Raw genomic sequence first — 18,187 nt, 5'->3', positions numbered from 1 at the left:
CGCGTGGCGCCGGCCACGGGCAACGCCGCGCTGCGCGCGCTGTCGGTGCTGCGCTCGGCGGCGCGGACCCGGCCGTTCTGGCTGCTCGCGGGCGGCTTCGCCATCTGCGGCGCCAGCACGAACGGCCTGGTCGGCACCCATTTCATCCCCGCCGCGCACGACCACGGCATGGCCGAGCCGACCGCCGCGGGCCTGCTCGCCGTCGTCGGGATCTTCGACGTCGCCGGCACGATCGCCTCCGGGTGGCTGAGCGACCGGATCGACCCCCGGGTGCTGCTCGCCGTCTACTACGGGCTGCGCGGGCTGTCGCTCATGGTGCTGCCGAGCCTGTTCGCGGCGACCACCGAGCCCAGCATGCTGATCTTCATCGTGTTCTACGGCCTCGACTGGGTGGCCACCGTGCCGCCGACCGTGGCGCTGTGCCGGCAGGCGTACGGGGCCGACGGCGCGGTCGTGTTCGGCTGGGTGTTCGGCTCGCACCAGGTGGGTGCCGCCTTCGCCGCCGTGGCCGCCGGCCTGACCCGCGACCACCTCGGCGCCTACGACCTCGCGTGGTACGGCTCCGGCCTGCTGTGCCTGGCCGCCACCGGCATGTCGCTGGCCATCCGGCATGCTAGGGGGCGATGAACGACTCCGAACTGATGGTCCTGCCCCTCGTCGTCAGGATCGAGCGGGCCGCTCCCCCCGAGCGCACCGACGCCCTGGAGGCCGCGGCGATGGCCGTGCTGAGCGTGCTCGACGACCCGGGGGAGTGGACGGACGAGCTGCGCGCCTGGCAGTCCACGGGCAAGATCCGCAAGGTCGTGCGCCGGGCCCGGGGCGCCGAATGGCACCGGGCGTCGGCGCTGCCCGGCCGTACGGTCGAGCACCGCACGGCCGAGGTGCGCGTCCACCCTCCCGTGCCGCTCGACGCCTGGCCGCGCGACCTCGCGCGGCTCCAGGTGTCCGGCACCGAGCTGACCGACACCCACGAGCTCGGTCCGGCCGAGGCGCCCGTCCTGTGGGCCAACCCGAGCCTGTCCATGTCGGCGGGCAAGGCGATGGCGCAGGCCGGGCACGCCGCCCAGCTCGCCTGGTGGGCCAGCGACCGCGCCGAGCGCGACGCCTGGCGGGAGCGCGGCCTCACGGTCAGCGCGCGCACCGCCGCCCCGGACGACTTCGCCGCCCTCGTCGCCGCCGGGCTGCCCGTGGTCCGCGACGCCGGGTTCACCGAGATCGAGCCCGGGTCGTGCACGTTCGTCGCGGAGGCGCCGTGGCTGTACGGCCGGGTGTCTAGACCGTGAAGACGTCGGCCAGCACGCCGCCCGCCGGGGTGATCCGCGCGGGCGACGGGCTGTCGTAGACCACCATCAGCCGGCCGTCCCTCAGGACAGTGAGCCCCTCCGGGCGGTCGCAGGCCACCCCGTGCGGCAGCTCGGCGAGCGTCTCAAGCTCGTCCGCCGGCACCAGGTCGCCGGTGTGCCGCGCCCGCCAGCGCACCACCCGCACCGGCCCGTCGAGGCTCATGCTGGGGCCCGTGAGCAGCAGCAGGTCGCCGTCGTACGGGGCGATGTCACGCACCCCGAGGCCGCCGAGGTCGAGGAAGTGCTTGCGGACCGGACCGTCCAGGCGCAGCCGCCCGCCGCCCGCCTCCACCGGCCGGATCTCCAGCACCAGGGCCCAGCCGCGCAGCACCGGGCCGCGCAGGCCCAGGTACACCCGCTCGCCGTCGACCGCGACGCCCTCCACGTCGAAGCCGTTGTCCTTGCCCGGCAGCGCCAGGAACGGCGCCAGGTGCGGGTCGTCCGCGAGCCGGGCGGCGACGCCGTCCCGGCCCGACAGGACCGACCCGGGCAACGGGGCGTTCGTGACCGGGTCCAGCGGCAGCCTGGCCAGGATGAACCGGTTCTCCTCCCTGACCACCGTGGCCAGCCGGCGGGCCGCCTTGGCCGGGTCCGTGGACTTGACCCGCCGCCGCTTCAGGCTGTGCGAGCCGACGGCCCACAGGTGGCCGTCGGCCAGGGCCAGGCCCTCGATGTCGGCCTCGTCCTCGCGCCCGGCGGGCAACCGCACGTAGTCGTCCAGGAAGAACGTGCGCTGCCCCGCGTACCGCTCGCCGGTCCACACCAGGTGCTCGACGGTCGCGGTCTCGTCGCCGGCCACCCAGAGACCGGCCTCGTCCCGCAGGAGCGCCGACAGGTTGGTGTGCGTACGGGCCTCGCGCGAGGCCGGGTCGAATCGGAGCTCCACCTGTTCCACGGGGCCATGATTTCACTTCGGTCGCTTCGCAAGCGGAATGGCGGGATATGTCGTACGCTCCGCTCGTGCTCCAAGGGGATGATGGGACCAAGGGTTCTGACGGTTCCGATGTGACGACTGTGGCGCGCTCGGGCTCCCCTGCCTCCCCGCCCAAGCGCTCCCGCATCGGCGATCTGCGGATGCGGGACGTGTACCGGGGGCTCGCCGTGGTCGCCGCGGCGGCGGTCGTCGCCGCCGGGCTGGTCTTCGTGCTCCCGTCGACGCCGGACGAGGTCGCCGCGGGGCCGATCACCGCGCCACCGGCCCAGCCGTCCTCGTCCGGTGCCACTCCGCCCCAGGAGACGCCGGCCCCTACCCCGGAGATGACCTGTTCGGCGCAGGAGTGCTCGAGTCCGGTCCCCACGATGGTGGCCACTCTCGTGGCGACGTCCGTGGCCACGGACGGGCCGACCCCCGGTCCGAACGGCGTCGCCGCGACCGCTCCCGCCGCGACCGCTCCCGCCGCGACCGCTCCCGTCTCGACCACCCTCACGCCGTCGCCGCTCGCGGCCACCGGCCGGCCGCTCCCCACGCCCGGCACCACGCTGGCGCCCGGCTACACCGCCCTGGAGGCCCTGTACGCCGACGCCCGCCTCCCCCGGTTGCCCGCCAAGGCCCGCCGCGTCGCCCTCAAGGCCACCGCCGGCCGCACGGTCAAGGACCGGCGCTCCGGCCTGGCCGTGCCGCGGCTCGGCAAGCCCTGGAAGACGTACGGCCCGGCGCCGTTCACCACCCGGCAGGTGCTGCCCCCGACGCGCGGCACGCAGTCGCGCGGCATGTTCGTGACCTGCCCGCTGCCCATCGAGGCGCAGAAGGCGCCGCGCGACAGCGCCCTGCTGGCCGCCCGCTGGACGCTCAACCACCACCCCAAGGGCGCCACCGTCACCTGGCTCGCCTCCCAGCCGGTCAAGAAGGGCTGGATGCTGATGTACCGGGTGAAGTACGGCAAGCACAGCTCTCGTGCCGCCGTGGTCGTGGTCGACGGGGGAATGCGGAAGCCTGGTCTGGCGTTCGTGACAGTGCCTGACACGCAGCGGAAACGGTGGGCTGACGTGACCCGCGTCATTTCCGGAGTGCGTGTCCTAGGGTAGAAGGATCATGTAATGCGGCGATTTGGGGAGTGACGCCGTGGAACGCTCTGGAACGCCGCAGGCCCCGGAGAAGGGCAAGTCCAAGCCGCCGTGGCGGGCGGAGGGCCTGCCGGGCACGCCCGGCGGCAGGCCCAAGATCAATTGGTGGCGGTTCGCCGTCACCCTTTTCGTGGTGTACGCCGTGTTCTTCCTGGTGTCGTCGTTCTTCGACAACAGCCAGGTCGAGACGATCTCGTACACGCAGTTCACCCAGCAGGTGAGCGCGAAGAACGTCAAGGAGATCTACGCCACCGGCCTGTCCGTGGAGGGCGACCTCAAGAGCGCGGCCAAGGATCCCGACAGCGGCAACCAGGCCTACACCCAGTTCCGCACCGAGATCCCCGCCTTCGCCGACACCGACCAGCTCTCGCAGCAGCTCCAGAGCTCGGGCGTGGACATCAAGGCCGAGCCCATCAACGGCGGCCGCGGCTTCTTCCTCAACCTCCTGCTGTCGCTGCTGCCCGTGCTGCTGCTGGCCGGGCTGTGGATCTGGATCATGCGCAGGGGCGCCAGCATGATGGGCGGCGGCGGGCTCGGCGGGCTCGGCAAGTCCAAGGCCGCCAAGCCGGTCGAGGCCGGCCAGGTGCGGGTGACGTTCGACGACGTCGCGGGCATCGACGAGGTCGAGAACGAGCTCGTCGAGATCGTCGACTACCTCAAGGACCCCGGCAAGTACCGCAGGCTCGGCGCCAAGCTGCCCAAGGGCGTGCTGCTGGCCGGCCCTCCCGGCACGGGCAAGACCCTGCTGGCGCGGGCGGTGGCCGGCGAGGCCAAGGTGCCGTTCTTCTCCGCCAGCGCCTCCGAGTTCATCGAGATGATCGTCGGCGTGGGGGCCTCGCGCGTGCGCGACCTGTTCGAGGAGGCGCGCAAGGTCGCGCCGTCGATCGTGTTCATCGACGAGATCGACGCCATCGGACGCGCCCGCGGCGGCGCCGGCGGCATCGGCGGCCACGACGAGCGCGAGCAGACGCTCAACCAGATCCTCACCGAGATGGACGGCTTCTCCGGCGCCGAAGGCGTCATCGTCATCGGCGCCACCAACCGCCCCGAGGTCCTCGACCCGGCGCTGCTGCGGCCCGGCCGCTTCGACCGCACCGTCCAGGTGGGGCTGCCGGACGCCGCCGGCCGCATCGCCATCCTGGAGGTCCACACGCGCGGCGTGCCGCTTGACGGCTCGGTCGTCCTGGAGCGCATCGCCCGCACCACGCCCGGCATGACCGGCGCCGACCTCGCCAACCTCGTCAACGAGGCGGCCCTGCTCGCCGCCAAGCGCGGCAAGGAGAAGGTCAGCAGCGGCGACTTCGCCGACGCGCTGGAGAAGCTGCAGCTCGGCGCGGCGCGCAGCATCGTGATGCCGGAGGAGGAGCGCAACCGCACCGCCTACCACGAGGCCGGCCACGCCCTGCTCGGCATGCTCCAGCCCGGCGCCGACCCGGTGCGCAAGATCTCGATCATCCCGCGCGGGCGGGCGCTCGGTGTCACGCTGTCCACCCCCGACACCGACCGTTACGCCTACGACGAGCAGTACCTGCGCGGCCGCATCGTCGGCGCGCTCGGCGGGATGGCCGCCGAGCAGGTGGTCTTCGGCGTGGTCACCACCGGCGCGGAGAACGACCTGGAGCAGGTCACCATGATCGCGCGTGGCATGGTGGGCCGCTGGGGCATGTCGGAGAAGGTCGGCCCGCTGACCATCCTGCCCAACGACGGCCAGCAGCCCCAGGCCTCGCCCGCCACGCTCGCGATGGTCGACGAGGAGGCCCGGCGCATCGTGGACGAGTGCTACGAGCGGGCCCTCGACGTGCTGCGGGAGCACCGGGGCAAGCTCGACGGGATCGTCACGGCGCTGCTGGAGCACGAGACGCTCGACGAGGCCGACGCGTACGCGGCGGCGGGCCTGACGCGCGAGCCCCAGCCGGTCGAGAGCTAGCCTTTTCCGACATTTAGTAGAAAACGGACAGTAGTCGGATCCAGTCAGGGGAACGCCTCGGCAGAAGGAACGGGGGACTCTCATGACCCTGACCGATGAGATCCTCGACCGGCTCGGCGACCCCGGCCTGGAGCAGTTCGCCGGGATGCTCGGCACCTGCACGGCCACCACGCGCACCGTGCTCCAGGTGGTCACCGGCACCGTCGTCGGCGGCCTGGCCCGCAACACCGACGACCCCGACGGCGCCGAGGCGCTGCGGGGCGCGCTGGAGGACCACGTGGACGCCGATCCCTTCAACGGCGACGTCGCGTCCCTCACGCGTGACGGGCAGAGCATCCTCGGGCACGTGCTCGGCGCCCAGGGCACCGAGCAGGCCGCCGCCGAGCTGTCCCGCCTCGCGGGGGCCGACCCGGCGGCCCTCATGAAGATCCTTCCGCTCGTCGCGCCCATGGTCATGTCGGTGCTGGCCTGTCACGCCGCCGAACACGACATGGACGCCCGGGACGTCGCCGACGTCCTGCACCGCGAGCAGGCCGCGCTGCCGCTGCGCCTGACCGACTTCGTCGAGTCCCTGCTCGACGGCGTGTACGGCCCGCCGGCCCCGCTCCGCGCCCGCACCAGGCCCCGGCCGCAGGTGGATTGGTGACCGGTAAGCTGGGACGGTGATCGTTCTGGCCTCACAATCTCCCGCCCGCCTGGCCCTTCTCCGCAGCGCCGGGCTCGACCCCAAGGTCATCGTCAGCGGGGTGGACGAGGAGGCGTACTCCGCCCACTCGCCCGCCGCCCTCGCCCTCGAACTGGCCAAGGCCAAGGCGGCGGCCGTGGCGGGCGGGCTCGACGAAGGGCTGGTCATCGGCTGCGACTCGATCCTGGAGCTCGACGGCAGGCCGTACGGCAAGCCCGCCTCCGAGGAGGAGGTCGTGGAGCGCTGGCGCGTGCTGCGCGGCCGGACGGGCCGCCTGGTCACGGGCCACTGCGTCATCGACGTGGCCGCCGGCCGGCAGGTCGCCGAGGTGGCCACGACCGTCATCCGCTTCGGCCAGCCCGGCGACGAGGAGATCGCCGCCTACGCCGCCACGGGCGAGCCGCTCGGCCTGGCCGGCGCGTTCAGCATCGAGGGGCGGGGCGGCTGGTTCGTCGACAGCATCGAGGGCGACCACGGCAACGTGCTCGGCATCTCGCTGCCGCTGATCCGGCGGCTGCTCGACGACCTGGGCTACGCGGTGACGTCGTTCTGGCGCTAGCCTGCCGGGCATGCGATCAGTGCGCGACTTCCTGGCGGGCGTGGGCTTCTTCTTCCAGGGAGCGGGGTGGGTCGCCCGGCACGGCCGGTGGTGGTTGTTCGGGCTGATCCCCGCGTTCATCGCCTTCGCCATCTACGTGGCCGGGCTCGTCTACCTGGGCACCAACGCCTCCGGGCTGGCCGAGTCGCTGACGCCGTTCGCCAACACGTGGGCGTGGCGCGACGCGTTCCGGGTGATGGTGCAGGTGATGCTCTTCCTGGGCGGTCTCGCCCTCGCGGTGATCACGTTCACCGCCGTGACGCTGGCGATCGGCGAGCCGTTCTACGAGAAGCTCTCGGCGGCCGTGGACGAGGTGCCGGGCGAGGCGGACGAGCCGTGGTGGCGCACGATCCCGCGCTCCCTCAGGGACAGCCTGGTGACGCTGGGCTGGGTGATGGTGTTCAGCGTGCCGCTGTTCTTCCTCGGGTTCATCCCGGTGGTGGGGCAGACGGTGGTGCCGGTGCTGGGGGCGGCGGTGTCGGGCTTCTTCCTGTCAGCCGAGCTGACGACGCTGGCGCTGGAGCGGCGCGGGTACGCCCGCAGGCAACGCTTCGCGCTGCTGCGCGGCCGCAAGGGGCTGTCGCTGGGGTTCGGGGTGTCGGTGTTCGTCCTGTTCCTGGTGCCGTTCGTGGCGGTGGTGGCGATGCCGGCGGCGGTGGCGGGGGCGGCTCTGCTGGTACGCGCGGAACTCGCGGACGGCGCGCCCGCGCCTGCGACGCCCAGGTCGTAGTCACTCGCCCTCGCCTGTGGGGACGCTGCCGCATGGAGCGCGTCGGCTGGCCTCGTCGCCGTCTCTCGAGACCTCGCAGACGAGAACCACAGCGGCCTTGGGGCTCGCGAGCCCGCCCCTGGGGGAGATGCCGCAGCCCAGAGCTGCCGAGACGGCTCGGGACGCGTGGCAAGAGTTCCCCAGCCCAGGAGGCGTCGCGAGCCGGCTGGGCGGGGCCTCCGAGGGGCGACCACGATGCCCTCGATGCCCGAACCACAGCCTTGGGACTCCGAGGCGGTTCTCGCCTGAGAGGAGAGCCACAGCCTTGGGGCTCCGAGGCGGTTCTGGACGCCTGAGAGTGGAGGGGCTCCGAGGCGATTCGGTTGGACGCCTGAAACGAGACCGAGACCCCCAGCCGAGCCTGAAACGGCGAACTCGCGTGCCATCCCGCACCAGGGCCGGACCGTTATCCACAGCAGCCACCCCCACTGCCGCCCCCATCCCCAGAAAACCGTTCGGCCGGTCGCCGGGACACCCCCCTCCGGCACTCTCTCCGCCATGACGACCAACACCTCCGAGCCCGCCCTCACCCTGGCCGGCCCCGCCGACGTCCTCGCCGCCGTGCCGTACCTCGTGGGCTTCCACCCGGCCGACAGCCTCATCGTGGTCGGCCTCGCCCAGGGTCAGGTCAAGGTGGCCGTCCGCTGGAACCTCCCGTTCCCGTCCGGCACGCTGGCCCCGCTCAGACACCTGTGGGAGCGGGAGGGCGTCGACCGGGTCATCGTCGTCGGCTACGGCCCCGGGGGGCAGGTCACTCCGGCCGTCGACGAGGCCAGATCGCTGGCGGCCGAGGCCGGGGTGGCGGTGGACGAGGCGCTCCGGGCCCACGAGGGGCGCTACTGGTCGTACGTGTGCGACCTGCCGCAGTGCTGCCCTCCCCAGGGCATGCCGTACGACCCGAGCACCAGCCGTGTCGCGGCCGAGGCGACGGTGCGTGGCCTGGTGGCCCTGCCCGACCGCCGTTCCCTCGAACGCACCATCGCGCCGGCCACCGGCCCCGTCCGCCTGGCGATGCGGCGGGCGACGGCCGACGCCGTGGCGGAGGCGCGGGCCGGGCTCGCGGCGTGCGGCGACGCGGACGCCTTCGCATCCGCGTTCGTCTCCGCCGGCCTGACGAGGGTCCACACGGCCCTGACCGCGCACGCCGCCGGGGACCGCGTCGACGACGCCACGGCGGCCCGGCTCGGGCTCGACCTGACCCTCATCCGCGTACGCGACGAGGCCTGGACCCTCACCGACCCCACCCACCTGGGGCTGTGGAAAGACCTGACCCGCAGACTGGAGCCCCGCTTCGTCCCGCCCGCCGCGTCGCTGTTCGCGATGGCCTGCTGGCGCGGGGGCGACAGCACCCTGGCCACGATCGCCCTGGAACGGGCCCTCACCATCGACCCGGCCTACTCCATGGCCAACCTGCTCATGCACGCCCTGCAGTGCCTGCTCTCCCCGGACATGCTGAGCGGACGCCTCCCCACACCGGCCGAGCTCGACACCGCCATGGGCCCCGCCCACGCCGCCTGGCTCCTCCCGTTGCTGTCCACCCTGGACGAGGACGACCACCCCTCAGCCACTTTCGAGGAAGACCACCCGCCCGCCTTCGAGGAAGACCACCCGCCCGCCTTCGAGGAAGACCGTCCGCCGGCCGGCCGACAGAAGCGCCACGACCGGGCCGTCACGGAGGATCGAGGCCGCTCCGCCCTGGGGGAGCGGGACCGCCTGCCGTCCGCGCTGGGGGAGCGGGACCGCCTGCCAGCCGCCTCGGAGGAGCGGGCCCATCCCCAGTCCACCGGAGAGCGCCAGAGACAGCCCCAAGCCGCCGCGCAGAAGGACCGCGCTCAGGCCGCCTGACCACGGTCCACCCGACAGTGTCCCGTCACGGGCGAACAGAGGTCCGCGACACGCGATACGACGGCCTCACCCGCCCTTGCGTGGGAGATGACGAGCAGCAAGAGACGCCGGACCAGGAGCGGTCAGACGCATGATGACGAGCAGCAAGAGACGCACGACCAGGAGCGGCCAGGCCCAGGATGACGAGCAGCAAGACGCGGCGCTGGCCGATCCGAGAACGCCTGGACTATCTGCACCGCCTGCCCGGGGCGGACGATCCGCCTTGGCCGGGAAGCGTCACGCATCCTGCCGGCCCGATGCGCGCCGGCCATCAGGTCGCGACCACGCGCAGTGCGCCGGGGTGGCGGCCGGTGAGCTGGTCGAGGGCGGCCGACGAGGCTTCGTCTGCGGGGAGGTAGACGACCAGGCGCTGTTCGTCCGCGTCGGAGAGCTCCATGGTTTCGAAGGCCAAGCGGAGCTCGCCGGCCTCCGGGTGGTCCCATCGCTCGACACCAGTACGGCGGGGCAGCGTGGAGCGGGCCCGCATGCGATCTGTGAACAGTGCACCGGCGGTGAGGGCGAGTTCGTCGGTGAACTCGGCGATGAGCGGGTCCGCCCGGGAAGACTCGATCTTGAGTAGGGCGACATGCTGGTCGGCGACCCGCTCCCACTCGGGGAAGGCGGTCCGGGATCTGGTGTCGGTGAAGATGTACCGGGTCAGATGGGGATCTTCGGCGTCCAGCAGTCCGAGGGGGCCGGCGAGCCGCTCGTAGCCGGTGGTGACGGCGAGAACGTCGCTGAGCCGATTGAGGACGAGAGCCGGAGCAGGTTCGAGCCGGTCCAACAGCGCCCGGACCGGTCTCAGACGGGGTGCCTCAGGCGGAGTGCCTCAGGCGGGGTGCCTCAGACGGCCGGTACCAGGGACTTCTCGTAGCAGCGGGTCAGCGGCGCGTCCACATACTTCCCGTACGCCTCCGTCAGCCCGTAGCCACTGCTCTCGTACAGCGAGATGGCCTCGGGCTGCAACACCCCCGTGGCGAGGCGCAGGCGCCGGTACCCCAGCTCACGGGCCAGCTCCTCCAACGCGGCGAGCAGTGTCCGGGCGACCCCGCGTCCACGGTGCTCCGGCGCCACGTACATGCGCTTGAGCTCACCCGTGTCCTCAAGGAGAGGCTGCACACACCCGCACCCGACCGCACGATCCTCGACTGTGGCGACGAGAAACCTGGCGTCCGGGGCGACCTGGGAGCGGCCCTCGGGCCCGTACCGGTCCACCAGCTCCTGGAACGCCGCGTCGAGCAGCTTCGCCAGCTCGCCGTCAGCGGGGAGCCGTTCCTGGATCAACATGCCGATATGGTACGGAACCCGTCACCATCCCGCAGAATTCGCAGCGGGCACAAAATGCCGAAAGGGACGAACTGAAGGGAAAGAAGGGGCATCATGCGTATCCGGTTCAGTGCCTTCGGCACCTTTGCGAGCCGACGAGCCGGGCGTGCCGGCCCAGAAGTACGGCGGGGCAAGCGTGTCAGACCCCGTCCTGCTCACGACGGCGCCGCTCGTTGTAGGCCCGCATGCGTGGCGGATAGCCGGTGAGCTGGACGTCGTACACCGGGAGCGCGAGATCCCGGGCCACCTTGTGGATGACCGCCGGAGAGCCGACCCGGCGGCGGGTCCACTCGCCGTCGTCGGCCACCGCGACGGCCGTGGTGTCCGTGGCGAACGTCTCGGGCTCGACATAGAACTCGACGCCACGCCGCGACCGGGCGAAGGCGATGAGCGCCTCGATGTCGGCGTCCGTCGCCTCGCGGTCGAACTTCGCGACCCTGGAACCGCGCAGCCGCCGGATGCCATAGCGGTCTCGCCATCTCATGGATCCTTTTTATACCGTCAAAGCGACCGGCGCGTCGGGGCCGATCTAGGGGACACATCCGGGATTTTCCTGATGGCCACCAAATCCGGCACGAAGCAGTATTGGCAGTGACAGCTCGATCCAAAGGAGAGGCATGGTCGCCATGGCTGGGGTACCCACACCCCCGGGCCCGGGACAGGTGCCACCGGCACACCTGCGCGTCACCCACCAGGACCGTGAGCACGTCGTCGAGCACGTGAAGACGGCCTACGCGGAGGGGCGTTTCGACAAGTTAGAGTTCGACGAGCGCCTGGAGCGCGCGATGACCGCGCGTACGCACGGCGACCTGATGCCCATCATGACGGAGCTGTACGGCTCGCATGCCGTGCCCCTGGTGCGGCCCATGCCGGCGCCGGTGCGCCCGCAGGCGCCGACGGACGGCGCCGAACGCCTCGGCGCCTCAGCCGCCCACCTGCTCGCGGTGTTCGGCTTTCCCGTCGTCGGGCCGCTCCTGCTCATGCTCACCGCAGGCAAGACGTCCCCGTACATCCGCAGCCACGCGGTGGAGGCGCTGAACTTCCAGCTCACCCTGATCGGGGCGACGATCCTGCTGCCGCTGACGTTCGTCGGCATCGTCCTCGTACCGGTGATCTGGGTGGCCGGGTTCGTCCTCTCGATCGTGGGCGGCATCTCGGCCCTGTCGCATGGCGCGTTCCGCTACCCGCTGACGCTGCGGATGGTGAAGTAGCCGGCGCCGGGGGGGTGGCGCGGGAGGAAGCCTGCCGCGCGCGGCGCGCCGGAGGGGTCAGCGGGCCAGGACCTCGTACTTGACCCGCATCACGCCCGCCCCGACGTTGCCGATGGCGGCGAAGGCGGCGCGGGACAGGTCGAGGCAGCGGCCGCCCACGTACGGGCCGCGGTCGTTGATGCGCACCGTGACCGAGTCGCCGTTGCGGAGGTTCGTGACGCGGACGCGGCTGCCCAGGGGGAGCGTCTTGTGGGCGGCGGTCATCGCCGACGGGTTGAACCGCTCGCCGCTGGCCGTCATCTGACCCTCGGCGTAGTAGGAGGCCCCGCACGTGCCCGAGGCCACGACCTTCTTCTTGGACGTGTGCTTGGCGGCCGTCACCGTCTTGGCCTTGACGGGCTTGGTCTTGACGGTCCTGGCCTTGGCCTCGGCGACGGGCGCCGCGGCGGTCTTCGGCTTCGCGGGAGTCTCGGGCTTGGCGGGAGCCGGCGGCTTGGCCGCGGACGTACGCGGGGATTCCGAGGTGGGCGGCGCCGTGGTGGCCGACGCGGACGGCCGCGTCGCGTCCGGGACGGGAGCGGCCGCGGCACGAGACGCCGAGGTCGGAGTGGCCGGTGTGGGGGCGGCCGGGGTGGCCGTCGCCGTGGCGGGGGAGGGGTCCGAGGCGAGGGCCACGGTGGTGGTCGGCTCGTCGTCGGAGACGGCCCAGGCGGTGGTGGACGCGACGGCCAGGAGGGCGGCACCGGCGGCCACGGTGGTCCAGCGGCGCCTTCCGGGAGCCGTCAGCCGGCTCAGGGGGCGCTCGGAGTGAGGCTTCTGGGAGTGCTGACCCAAGGGGAACCACGGTCCTAGGTAGGGGACAGGACAGGGAAGGGCCAGACGGGGGGATGGGGTGAGGGGGCACGCGTCGGCCGATCCCGCGGGCAGGGCGGTGCACCCCGCGGCGTGGACGAAGATATGCGACCAAAGGCAGGTAAAGGCAAGTTAATGCGACGCTGAGTGATATATCCCACTCCGCGGTCAAGATTGCTGTTAAGTGCTGATCATGGGCGTATCTGCAGTTCGAGCGCTTTTTGATCTCTTCTTTGGGTTGCTGTCTTCTTCCTGCCCTCTTGATCCTTTACTTTCGCGGCTATGGCACGGTCTGGTGATGATCCGCGGGGCAGCCCGGGTGCTGATCGGCGACCGGACCGCGGGGGCGATGAAGTGACGTCGCCGGCCGATCTACCGAACCGATTTCATGACCCTCCACGTCATTTCCTCCATTACCTTCCGCGTCATTGCCGCGGTGTCCGCGCGGGCGCCATCGTCGATCACGCGGGCGGTCGGCCGAAGCGTCCGGGAGACCAGCAGCACCTGCACGCCACCGCCGGAGTCGTCCGGAAATTTCCGGATACGGTGCAACCGCCCGCCCCGCTCGGCGCATCAGGTGGGCGTGAAAGCAATCCCCCCGGGACAGCCCTGGGAGTCCGATGAGCCCCGATGACGAGTACACCGCCTACGTGAGCGGGCGCCTGCCGTGGTTACGCCGCGTGGCGTACCTGCTGTGCCAGGACTGGCATCGGGCCGACGACCTGGTGCAGACCGCCATCACGCGGCTGTACGTCAAGTGGCGGCGGGCGCGCGCCGCCGACGACCTCGACGCGTACGTCCGCGTGATCCTCGTCCGCGTCTTCCTCGCCGAGCAGCGGGGCGGCTGGTTCTCGCGCGTACGGGTCACCCACGCGCCGCCCGCCGCCCCCGCGAAGAACAACGGCGGCGACCGCGACCTCGCCCTGGACCTGCGCCGGGCGCTGTCGGCCGTGCCGTCGCGCCAGCGGGCCACGCTGGTGCTGCGCTTCCACTGCGACCTGAGCGTCGAGCAGACCGCTCACGTGCTGGGATGCAGCACCGGAACCGTCAAGAGCCAGACCGCCCGCGGCCTGGCCGCCCTGCGCGCGGAGCTCGGGCCGTCCTACTCCTACGTGCCGTACCCGCACCTGACGCACACGGAAGAGCGCTGATGGACACCAAGGACCTGTTCGACACGCTGGCGGCCGAGGAGCAGCCGCCGACGACCGTGGACGTGCGCCGTGCCGTCGCCTCCGGGCGGGCGGCGCGCAGGCGCCGCCGGACCGCCCTCGCCGGGGGCGCGCTGGCGGTGTGCCTCGCGGGCACGTTCACCTGGTACGGCCTGGAGGGCCAGGTCGGGAACGACCGGACGGCCACGGTCGTCCGCGAGACGCCGGACGGAGCCGTGCTGCCCGCCTCAGGCGTGGGCCCCCTGAGCCACGCCTACTACGACTGGTGCGGGGAGAAATGGCATCCCGGGCAGGGGGCGTCCTTCGCCGACCGGGACTGCGTGCAGTGGCACGTGGTGACCCGCACAGGGGAGACGTACCGGATGCCGGAGGCGGCGAGCGTCTACCTCGACCAGACCGAGGCGAACTACATGAACACCGCCGCCCCCCTGGAGATCACCCCGGACGGCCGCCGGATCGCGTACTACAGCGCTGAGGAGGAGAGGTTCGCCGTCCGGGATCTGGCGAGCGGGCGGATCTGGCTGACCCCGCGCACCTTCCCGGAGGAGGAGATGGTGAAGAGCGCGTCGTTGATCAAACTCTCGCCCGAAGGCCGCTACCTCACCCTGAACGGCCGGCTGCGGGCCGTCGTCGACATGGAGACCGGGAAGGTCACCGACGTGCCTCAAGGCTGGCAGCCGATGAGCGTGGCCCGCGGCGGCACCCGGGTGATCGTCACGGACGACATGTCGCGGTACGGGCTGCTGGAGGGCGGCCGGGTGCGGCCCTTCACCACCCCGGAGGAGAGCTCGCTGAGCCACCTGGCCCCCGACGGGCGCACCGTGGCCTATATGGACGGTCACGTGTCGTCCGCGGACGGCACCCGCCAGACACGGCTCGACGACACGATCGTCACCGTGGACGCCACGACCGGCAAGGTGCTGCGAAGGGTCAAGTTCCGCGACGCGCCCGAGGGCTTCAGGCCGTGGCGGATCGGGTCCTGGCATGGGTCCGCCGAAGTGCTCGTCACCGCCGTGGTCACCGACAGACCCCAGTGGGAGAGGAAACCCACGCAGCCGGCCAGGATAGGGGAGACCGCCTACGCGATCGACGTCACCACCGGCAAGGTGCGCAAGGTCGGCACCTACACCTTCCGCGGCTGGTCCGGCGCCGTGGCCATCCCCGGCATGTGAAGGCTGCCGGCATCGGCATCTTCGGCACGCCGGGGCCGAGCGTGCCGGGTTCCGGGCGTGCCGGGTTCTGGGCGTGCCGGGTTCGTGGCGTGCCGGGTTCCGGGCGTGCCGGGTCCCGAGCGTGCCGAGTCCCGAGTATGGCGGGTCCCGAGCGTGCCGGGTCGCGAGGCGTGTCGGAGGGCCGGGCGCGCCGGCGTCTACAGCATGAGGGAGCGGACCGTCTCCACCGTGTCGGCGTCCTGCGCCCGCTTGTCGGGGCGGTAGCGCAGGACGCGGGCGAAGCGCAGCGCCATGCCGCCCGGGTAGCGGGGCGAGCGCTGCACCCCGTCGAAGGCGATCTCCACCACCAGCTCCGGGCGCAGCGTCACCGTCCACGCGTCGGTCGGCCCCTCGGCCAGCTCCAGGAACCGCTCCGTCTGCCAGGCCAGCAGCTCGTCGGTCAGCCCCTTGAACGTCTTGCCGAGCATCACGAACCCGCCCTCCGGGTCACGGGCGCCCAGGTGCAGGTTGGACAGCTTGCCCTGGCGCCGCCCGTGCCCCCACTCGGCGGCGAGGACGACGAGGTCGAGCGTGTGGCGCGGCTTCACCTTCACCCATCCCGCGCCGCGGCGGCCCGCGGCGTAGGCGGAGGTCAGCGACTTGACGACCAGGCCCTCGTGCCCGGCTCTGACCACGTCGGCGAAGAACCGCTCCGCCTCGGCCACGTCGGCCGTGACCAGCCGGGGCGTCAGCAGCTCCGGCGGGACCGTGCGGCTCAGCGCCTCCTGTCTGCGTTCGTACGGCAGGTCGAGGAGGTCGTCGCCGCCGACCCGCAGCGCGTCGAAGAAGAACACGCTGAGCGGTGTCTGCTCGCGCAGGCGCGCCACGTCGAGCTTGCTCGTGGCGCGGCTCGCCGTCACCTGGAACGGGTGCGGCCGCCCGTCGGGACGCAGCGCGATCACCTCGCCGTCGAGCACCACGTCGTCCACCGGGAGGGCCAGCACGGCCTCGACCAGCTCGGGAACCTGCGCGGTGATGTCGTCGAGCGTGCGGGTGAAGATCCTGACCTCACCGTCGGAGCGGTGGGCCTGCACGCGCACGCCGTCGAGCTTCCACTCCAGGGCGGCGGGCGCGCCCGCCTTGGCCAGGGCGGCGGCGACGTTGGGGGCGCTGCCGGCCAGCATGGGCGACACCGCCCGCCCCACCTCCAGCCGGAACCCCCGCAGCGCGTCCACACCGCCCGCGAGCGCCGCCGCGCCCACGGCGGGCAGCGAGCCGCGCAGCGTCAGCGCCCGCCGCACGTCGGCCGACGGGGCGCCGGACGCCTTGGCCACCGCCTCGATCATCACGCCGTCGAGGGCGCCCTGCCGCAGCTCGCCGCTGAGCAGCCGCAGCATGAACGCCTGCTCCTGGCTCGTCAGCCCCGCGAACAGCTCGTCGACCAGCCCCTTGCGCGCGGCCTGAGAGCCCTGACCGGACACGGCCTTGATCGCGCTCAGCCGCGTGTCGACGCCGGCCAGCGTGGCCGTGGCGGCGAGCTTGGGCTGCGGCAGGTCCTGGAGTGTGCGCCAGCCCACTCCGATCTGGCGTTGAGGCAGCTCACCGGACAGATAGGAGATCGCGGTCTCCGCCTCTCCGGGGCCCACCCTGCCGAGCAGCTCGGCCAGATGGCCGATCTTGCCCAGGCGGGCCGATGTCCGCGTCACCGCCTCCGAGACCCGCACCACGTCGATCAGTAGCACAACGCCTATGGTGCCTCACGACACCGACATTTCCCCACCTCGGGGTGCCGCCGATTCACCCGTCCCGGGGGCGCTTCGAACGGGCAAGTGGCAACGGGCAACAGGCACGGACAACGGACGACAGCGGCGGCCGGGCCCCCGCTGGGGAGGCCCGGCCGTGCCGGATGCCGTGACGGCTACCGCACGCCCAGGAGGTCCACCACGAAGATGAGCGTCTCTCCCGGCTTGATGCGGCTGCCGGCGCCGGCGTTGCCGTAACCCAGGTGCGGCGGGATGACCAGCTTGCGCCGGCCGCCGACCTTCATGCCCGCGACGCCGCGGTCCCAGCCGGCGATGACCCGGCCGGCGCCCAGCGGGAACTCGAACGCCTGGCCGCGGTTCCACGACGCGTCGAACTCCTCACCGGTCGAGAAGGCGACGCCCACGTAGTGGACGCTGACGTTCTGGCCGGGCTTGGCCTCGGGGCCGTCCCCCTCGACGATGTCGACGATCTCCAGGTCGGCGGGCGGCTGGCCCTCCGGGAAGTCGATTTCCGGCTTATCGAGTGCCACGAAGTGCTCCTGATAGACGATTGCTGATGCTGGTGTTGACCTTGTGAACGGGCAACCCGACGACTCTATGCGCTCGGGATATCGTCATCGTCCATGGCCGCCCTTACACCTGATGGGATCCTGCTCACCGGGCGCGTCGCCGTGGTCACCGGCGGGGCGCGCGGGCTGGGCCGCGCGATCGCCCGGGCGTTCGCGGCGTTCGGCGCGGAGGTGGCGGTGTGCGACCGCCTCACGCCGCCGGACGGCGACCTCACGATGACGCTGGACGTACGGGACCCGGTGTCGGTGGAGGTGTTCGCCGGGGCCGTGCGGGAGCGGTGGGGGCGGGTGGACGTGCTGGTCAACAACGCGGGCGGTACCTTCCACGCCCCGTTCCTGGGCACGTCCGAACGCGGCGAGCGCACGCTCGTCGAGGAGAACTTCACCCAGGTCACCGGCATGATCAGGCGATTCCTGCCGATGATGGGCGAGGGCTCCTCGATCATCAACGTGACGTCCAGCGAGGCGCACCAGGCGGCGCCGGGGTTCGCGATCTACGCGGCGATGAAGGCGGCGGTGGAGAGCCTGACCCGCTCGCTCGCGCTGGAGCTCGCGCCCCGCGGGGTCCGCGTCAACGCGATCGCCCCCGACGCCCTGCCCACCGAGGGCGAGCTGGCCATGCGCGAGATCGTGCGCGCCGCCGGCGCCGGTCTGGGTGCGGGGGAGGAGCCTGCCTGTGCGGCGGACGAGCCCGCCCGTGCGTCGGACGGGCCCGCCGACGTGGCGGAAACCGCCGTCGGCGCCGGTCGCGGGGCGGGGCGCCGGCCCGGAGGTGAGGAGATGCCGCCCTTCGAGCCCGTGCGGCTGCCCCCGCTCGGCCGGCTCGGCGAGCCCGCCGACGCGGCGGCGGCCGCGGTGTTCCTGGCCGGCGACCTG

The 18,187-nt window shown here is 72.3% G+C and carries 20 protein-coding genes; 13 read left to right on the top strand and 7 right to left on the bottom strand.

Annotated elements, in window-relative coordinates:
• Positions 1-627: MFS transporter (locus tag AB0H81_RS36390; protein ID WP_358384237.1), on the top strand; the 627-nt coding region annotated here is incomplete at its 5' end.
• Positions 624-1,283: a peptidyl-tRNA hydrolase gene (locus AB0H81_RS36385; protein WP_358384234.1), complete on the top strand. Its 660-nt coding sequence runs from the start codon at positions 624-626 to the stop codon at positions 1,281-1,283. The genes AB0H81_RS36390 and AB0H81_RS36385, both read left to right, overlap by 4 nt.
• Here the strand turns inward: AB0H81_RS36385 and AB0H81_RS36380 are convergent.
• On the bottom strand, positions 1,273-2,238 hold the full coding sequence (locus tag AB0H81_RS36380) for a DUF3616 domain-containing protein (RefSeq protein ID WP_358384231.1): 966 nt from the start codon (positions 2,236-2,238) through the stop codon (positions 1,273-1,275). The genes AB0H81_RS36385 and AB0H81_RS36380 overlap by 11 nt on opposite strands.
• A 110-nt stretch (positions 2,239-2,348) precedes the next feature.
• Here AB0H81_RS36380 and AB0H81_RS36375 point away from each other — a divergent pair, with 110 nt between their 5' ends.
• The 6 genes from AB0H81_RS36375 (at position 2,349) to AB0H81_RS36350 (ending at position 9,231) form a co-directional block, all read left to right on the top strand.
• The gene (locus tag AB0H81_RS36375) at positions 2,349-3,368 is read left to right on the top strand and encodes a hypothetical protein (protein WP_358384228.1); all 1,020 of its coding nucleotides are present in this window, start codon (positions 2,349-2,351) and stop codon (positions 3,366-3,368) included.
• Positions 3,369-3,405: 37 nt separating this feature from the next.
• Positions 3,406-5,334 (top strand): ATP-dependent zinc metalloprotease FtsH, encoded by a 1,929-nt coding sequence (gene ftsH / locus AB0H81_RS36370; RefSeq protein WP_358384225.1) that lies wholly within the window; start codon positions 3,406-3,408, stop codon positions 5,332-5,334.
• 82 nt (positions 5,335-5,416) lie between these two features.
• Complete coding sequence (locus AB0H81_RS36365) at positions 5,417-5,980, top strand: DUF937 domain-containing protein (RefSeq protein ID WP_358384222.1); 564 nt, start codon at positions 5,417-5,419, stop codon at positions 5,978-5,980.
• Between the two features lie 16 nt (positions 5,981-5,996).
• Positions 5,997-6,578 (top strand): nucleoside triphosphate pyrophosphatase, encoded by a 582-nt coding sequence (locus AB0H81_RS36360; RefSeq protein WP_358384220.1) that lies wholly within the window; start codon positions 5,997-5,999, stop codon positions 6,576-6,578.
• Positions 6,579-6,588: 10 nt separating this feature from the next.
• Positions 6,589-7,347, top strand: coding sequence for an EI24 domain-containing protein (locus tag AB0H81_RS36355; protein ID WP_358384218.1), 759 nt, complete (start codon positions 6,589-6,591; stop codon positions 7,345-7,347).
• A gap of 537 nt (positions 7,348-7,884) precedes the next feature.
• Entirely contained in the window at positions 7,885-9,231 is a 1,347-nt protein-coding gene (locus AB0H81_RS36350) for a DUF4192 domain-containing protein (protein ID WP_358384215.1), read from the top strand.
• Between the two features lie 310 nt (positions 9,232-9,541).
• Here AB0H81_RS36350 and AB0H81_RS36345 read toward each other — a convergent pair whose 3' ends face one another.
• The 3 genes from AB0H81_RS36345 to AB0H81_RS36335 all read right to left on the bottom strand — a co-directional run bounded on the left by AB0H81_RS36345 (position 9,542) and on the right by AB0H81_RS36335 (position 11,080).
• Complete coding sequence (locus AB0H81_RS36345; protein WP_358384212.1) at positions 9,542-10,054, bottom strand: hypothetical protein; 513 nt, start codon at positions 10,052-10,054, stop codon at positions 9,542-9,544.
• A 59-nt stretch (positions 10,055-10,113) separates the two neighbouring features.
• Complete coding sequence (locus tag AB0H81_RS36340; RefSeq protein WP_358384210.1) at positions 10,114-10,557, bottom strand: GNAT family N-acetyltransferase; 444 nt, start codon at positions 10,555-10,557, stop codon at positions 10,114-10,116.
• A 178-nt stretch (positions 10,558-10,735) separates the two neighbouring features.
• Positions 10,736-11,080, bottom strand: a complete 345-nt coding sequence (locus AB0H81_RS36335; protein WP_253774283.1) for a hypothetical protein — start codon at positions 11,078-11,080, stop codon at positions 10,736-10,738.
• A 142-nt stretch (positions 11,081-11,222) separates the two neighbouring features.
• On the opposite strand from AB0H81_RS36335, the gene AB0H81_RS36330 reads away from it, so the two are divergent.
• Complete coding sequence (locus AB0H81_RS36330; protein ID WP_358384206.1) at positions 11,223-11,807, top strand: DUF1707 and DUF4870 domain-containing protein; 585 nt, start codon at positions 11,223-11,225, stop codon at positions 11,805-11,807.
• 57 nt (positions 11,808-11,864) lie between these two features.
• Here AB0H81_RS36330 and AB0H81_RS36325 read toward each other — a convergent pair whose 3' ends face one another.
• Positions 11,865-12,641: a septal ring lytic transglycosylase RlpA family protein gene (locus AB0H81_RS36325; RefSeq protein WP_358384204.1), complete on the bottom strand. Its 777-nt coding sequence runs from the start codon at positions 12,639-12,641 to the stop codon at positions 11,865-11,867.
• A 202-nt stretch (positions 12,642-12,843) separates the two neighbouring features.
• Here AB0H81_RS36325 and AB0H81_RS36320 point away from each other — a divergent pair, with 202 nt between their 5' ends.
• From AB0H81_RS36320 to AB0H81_RS36310, 3 genes are all read left to right on the top strand, one after another.
• Positions 12,844-13,017 carry a hypothetical protein gene (locus AB0H81_RS36320; protein ID WP_358384201.1) on the top strand — a complete coding sequence of 58 codons (174 nt, stop codon included), beginning with the start codon at positions 12,844-12,846 and terminating at the stop codon, positions 13,015-13,017.
• Positions 13,018-13,279: 262 nt separating this feature from the next.
• Positions 13,280-13,810, top strand: coding sequence for a SigE family RNA polymerase sigma factor (locus AB0H81_RS36315; RefSeq protein WP_358384198.1), 531 nt, complete (start codon positions 13,280-13,282; stop codon positions 13,808-13,810).
• A complete protein-coding gene (locus AB0H81_RS36310; protein WP_358384195.1) occupies positions 13,810-15,000 on the top strand; it encodes a hypothetical protein in 1,191 nt (396 codons plus the stop codon). Before AB0H81_RS36315 ends, AB0H81_RS36310 begins: the two co-directional genes overlap by 1 nt.
• Positions 15,001-15,197: 197 nt before the next feature.
• On the opposite strand, the gene AB0H81_RS36305 is transcribed toward AB0H81_RS36310, so the two are convergent.
• Together AB0H81_RS36305 and AB0H81_RS36300 are read right to left on the bottom strand one after the other, a co-directional pair.
• Positions 15,198-16,721: an ATP-dependent DNA ligase gene (locus AB0H81_RS36305; RefSeq protein ID WP_358384192.1), complete on the bottom strand. Its 1,524-nt coding sequence runs from the start codon at positions 16,719-16,721 to the stop codon at positions 15,198-15,200.
• Between the two features lie 176 nt (positions 16,722-16,897).
• On the bottom strand, positions 16,898-17,272 hold the full coding sequence (locus AB0H81_RS36300; protein ID WP_358384189.1) for an FKBP-type peptidyl-prolyl cis-trans isomerase: 375 nt from the start codon (positions 17,270-17,272) through the stop codon (positions 16,898-16,900).
• 93 nt (positions 17,273-17,365) lie between these two features.
• Here AB0H81_RS36300 and AB0H81_RS36295 point away from each other — a divergent pair.
• A partial coding sequence (locus AB0H81_RS36295; protein WP_358384186.1) for an SDR family oxidoreductase occupies positions 17,366-18,187 on the top strand: 822 nt, incomplete at its 3' end.

It is taken from the genome of Nonomuraea sp. NPDC050691, assembly GCF_040654455.1.
Taxonomy (GTDB): Bacteria; Actinomycetota; Actinomycetes; order Streptosporangiales; family Streptosporangiaceae; genus Nonomuraea.
The sequence above is the reverse complement of the archived record's forward strand: the minus strand, read 5'-3'. Positions and strand labels throughout refer to the sequence as shown.

Coding starts and splice junctions, on each gene's coding strand:
- AB0H81_RS36385 (WP_358384234.1), top strand. CDS start 624: ATGAACGACTCCGAACTGATGGTCCTGCCCCTCGTCGTCAGGATCGAG.
- AB0H81_RS36365 (WP_358384222.1), top strand. CDS start 5,417: ATGACCCTGACCGATGAGATCCTCGACCGGCTCGGCGACCCCGGCCTG.
- AB0H81_RS36355 (WP_358384218.1), top strand. CDS start 6,589: ATGCGATCAGTGCGCGACTTCCTGGCGGGCGTGGGCTTCTTCTTCCAG.
- AB0H81_RS36350 (WP_358384215.1), top strand. CDS start 7,885: ATGACGACCAACACCTCCGAGCCCGCCCTCACCCTGGCCGGCCCCGCC.
- AB0H81_RS36340 (WP_358384210.1), bottom strand. CDS start 10,557: ATGTTGATCCAGGAACGGCTCCCCGCTGACGGCGAGCTGGCGAAGCTG.
- AB0H81_RS36335 (WP_253774283.1), bottom strand. CDS start 11,080: ATGAGATGGCGAGACCGCTATGGCATCCGGCGGCTGCGCGGTTCCAGG.
- AB0H81_RS36330 (WP_358384206.1), top strand. CDS start 11,223: ATGGCTGGGGTACCCACACCCCCGGGCCCGGGACAGGTGCCACCGGCA.
- AB0H81_RS36315 (WP_358384198.1), top strand. CDS start 13,280: ATGAGCCCCGATGACGAGTACACCGCCTACGTGAGCGGGCGCCTGCCG.
- AB0H81_RS36310 (WP_358384195.1), top strand. CDS start 13,810: ATGGACACCAAGGACCTGTTCGACACGCTGGCGGCCGAGGAGCAGCCG.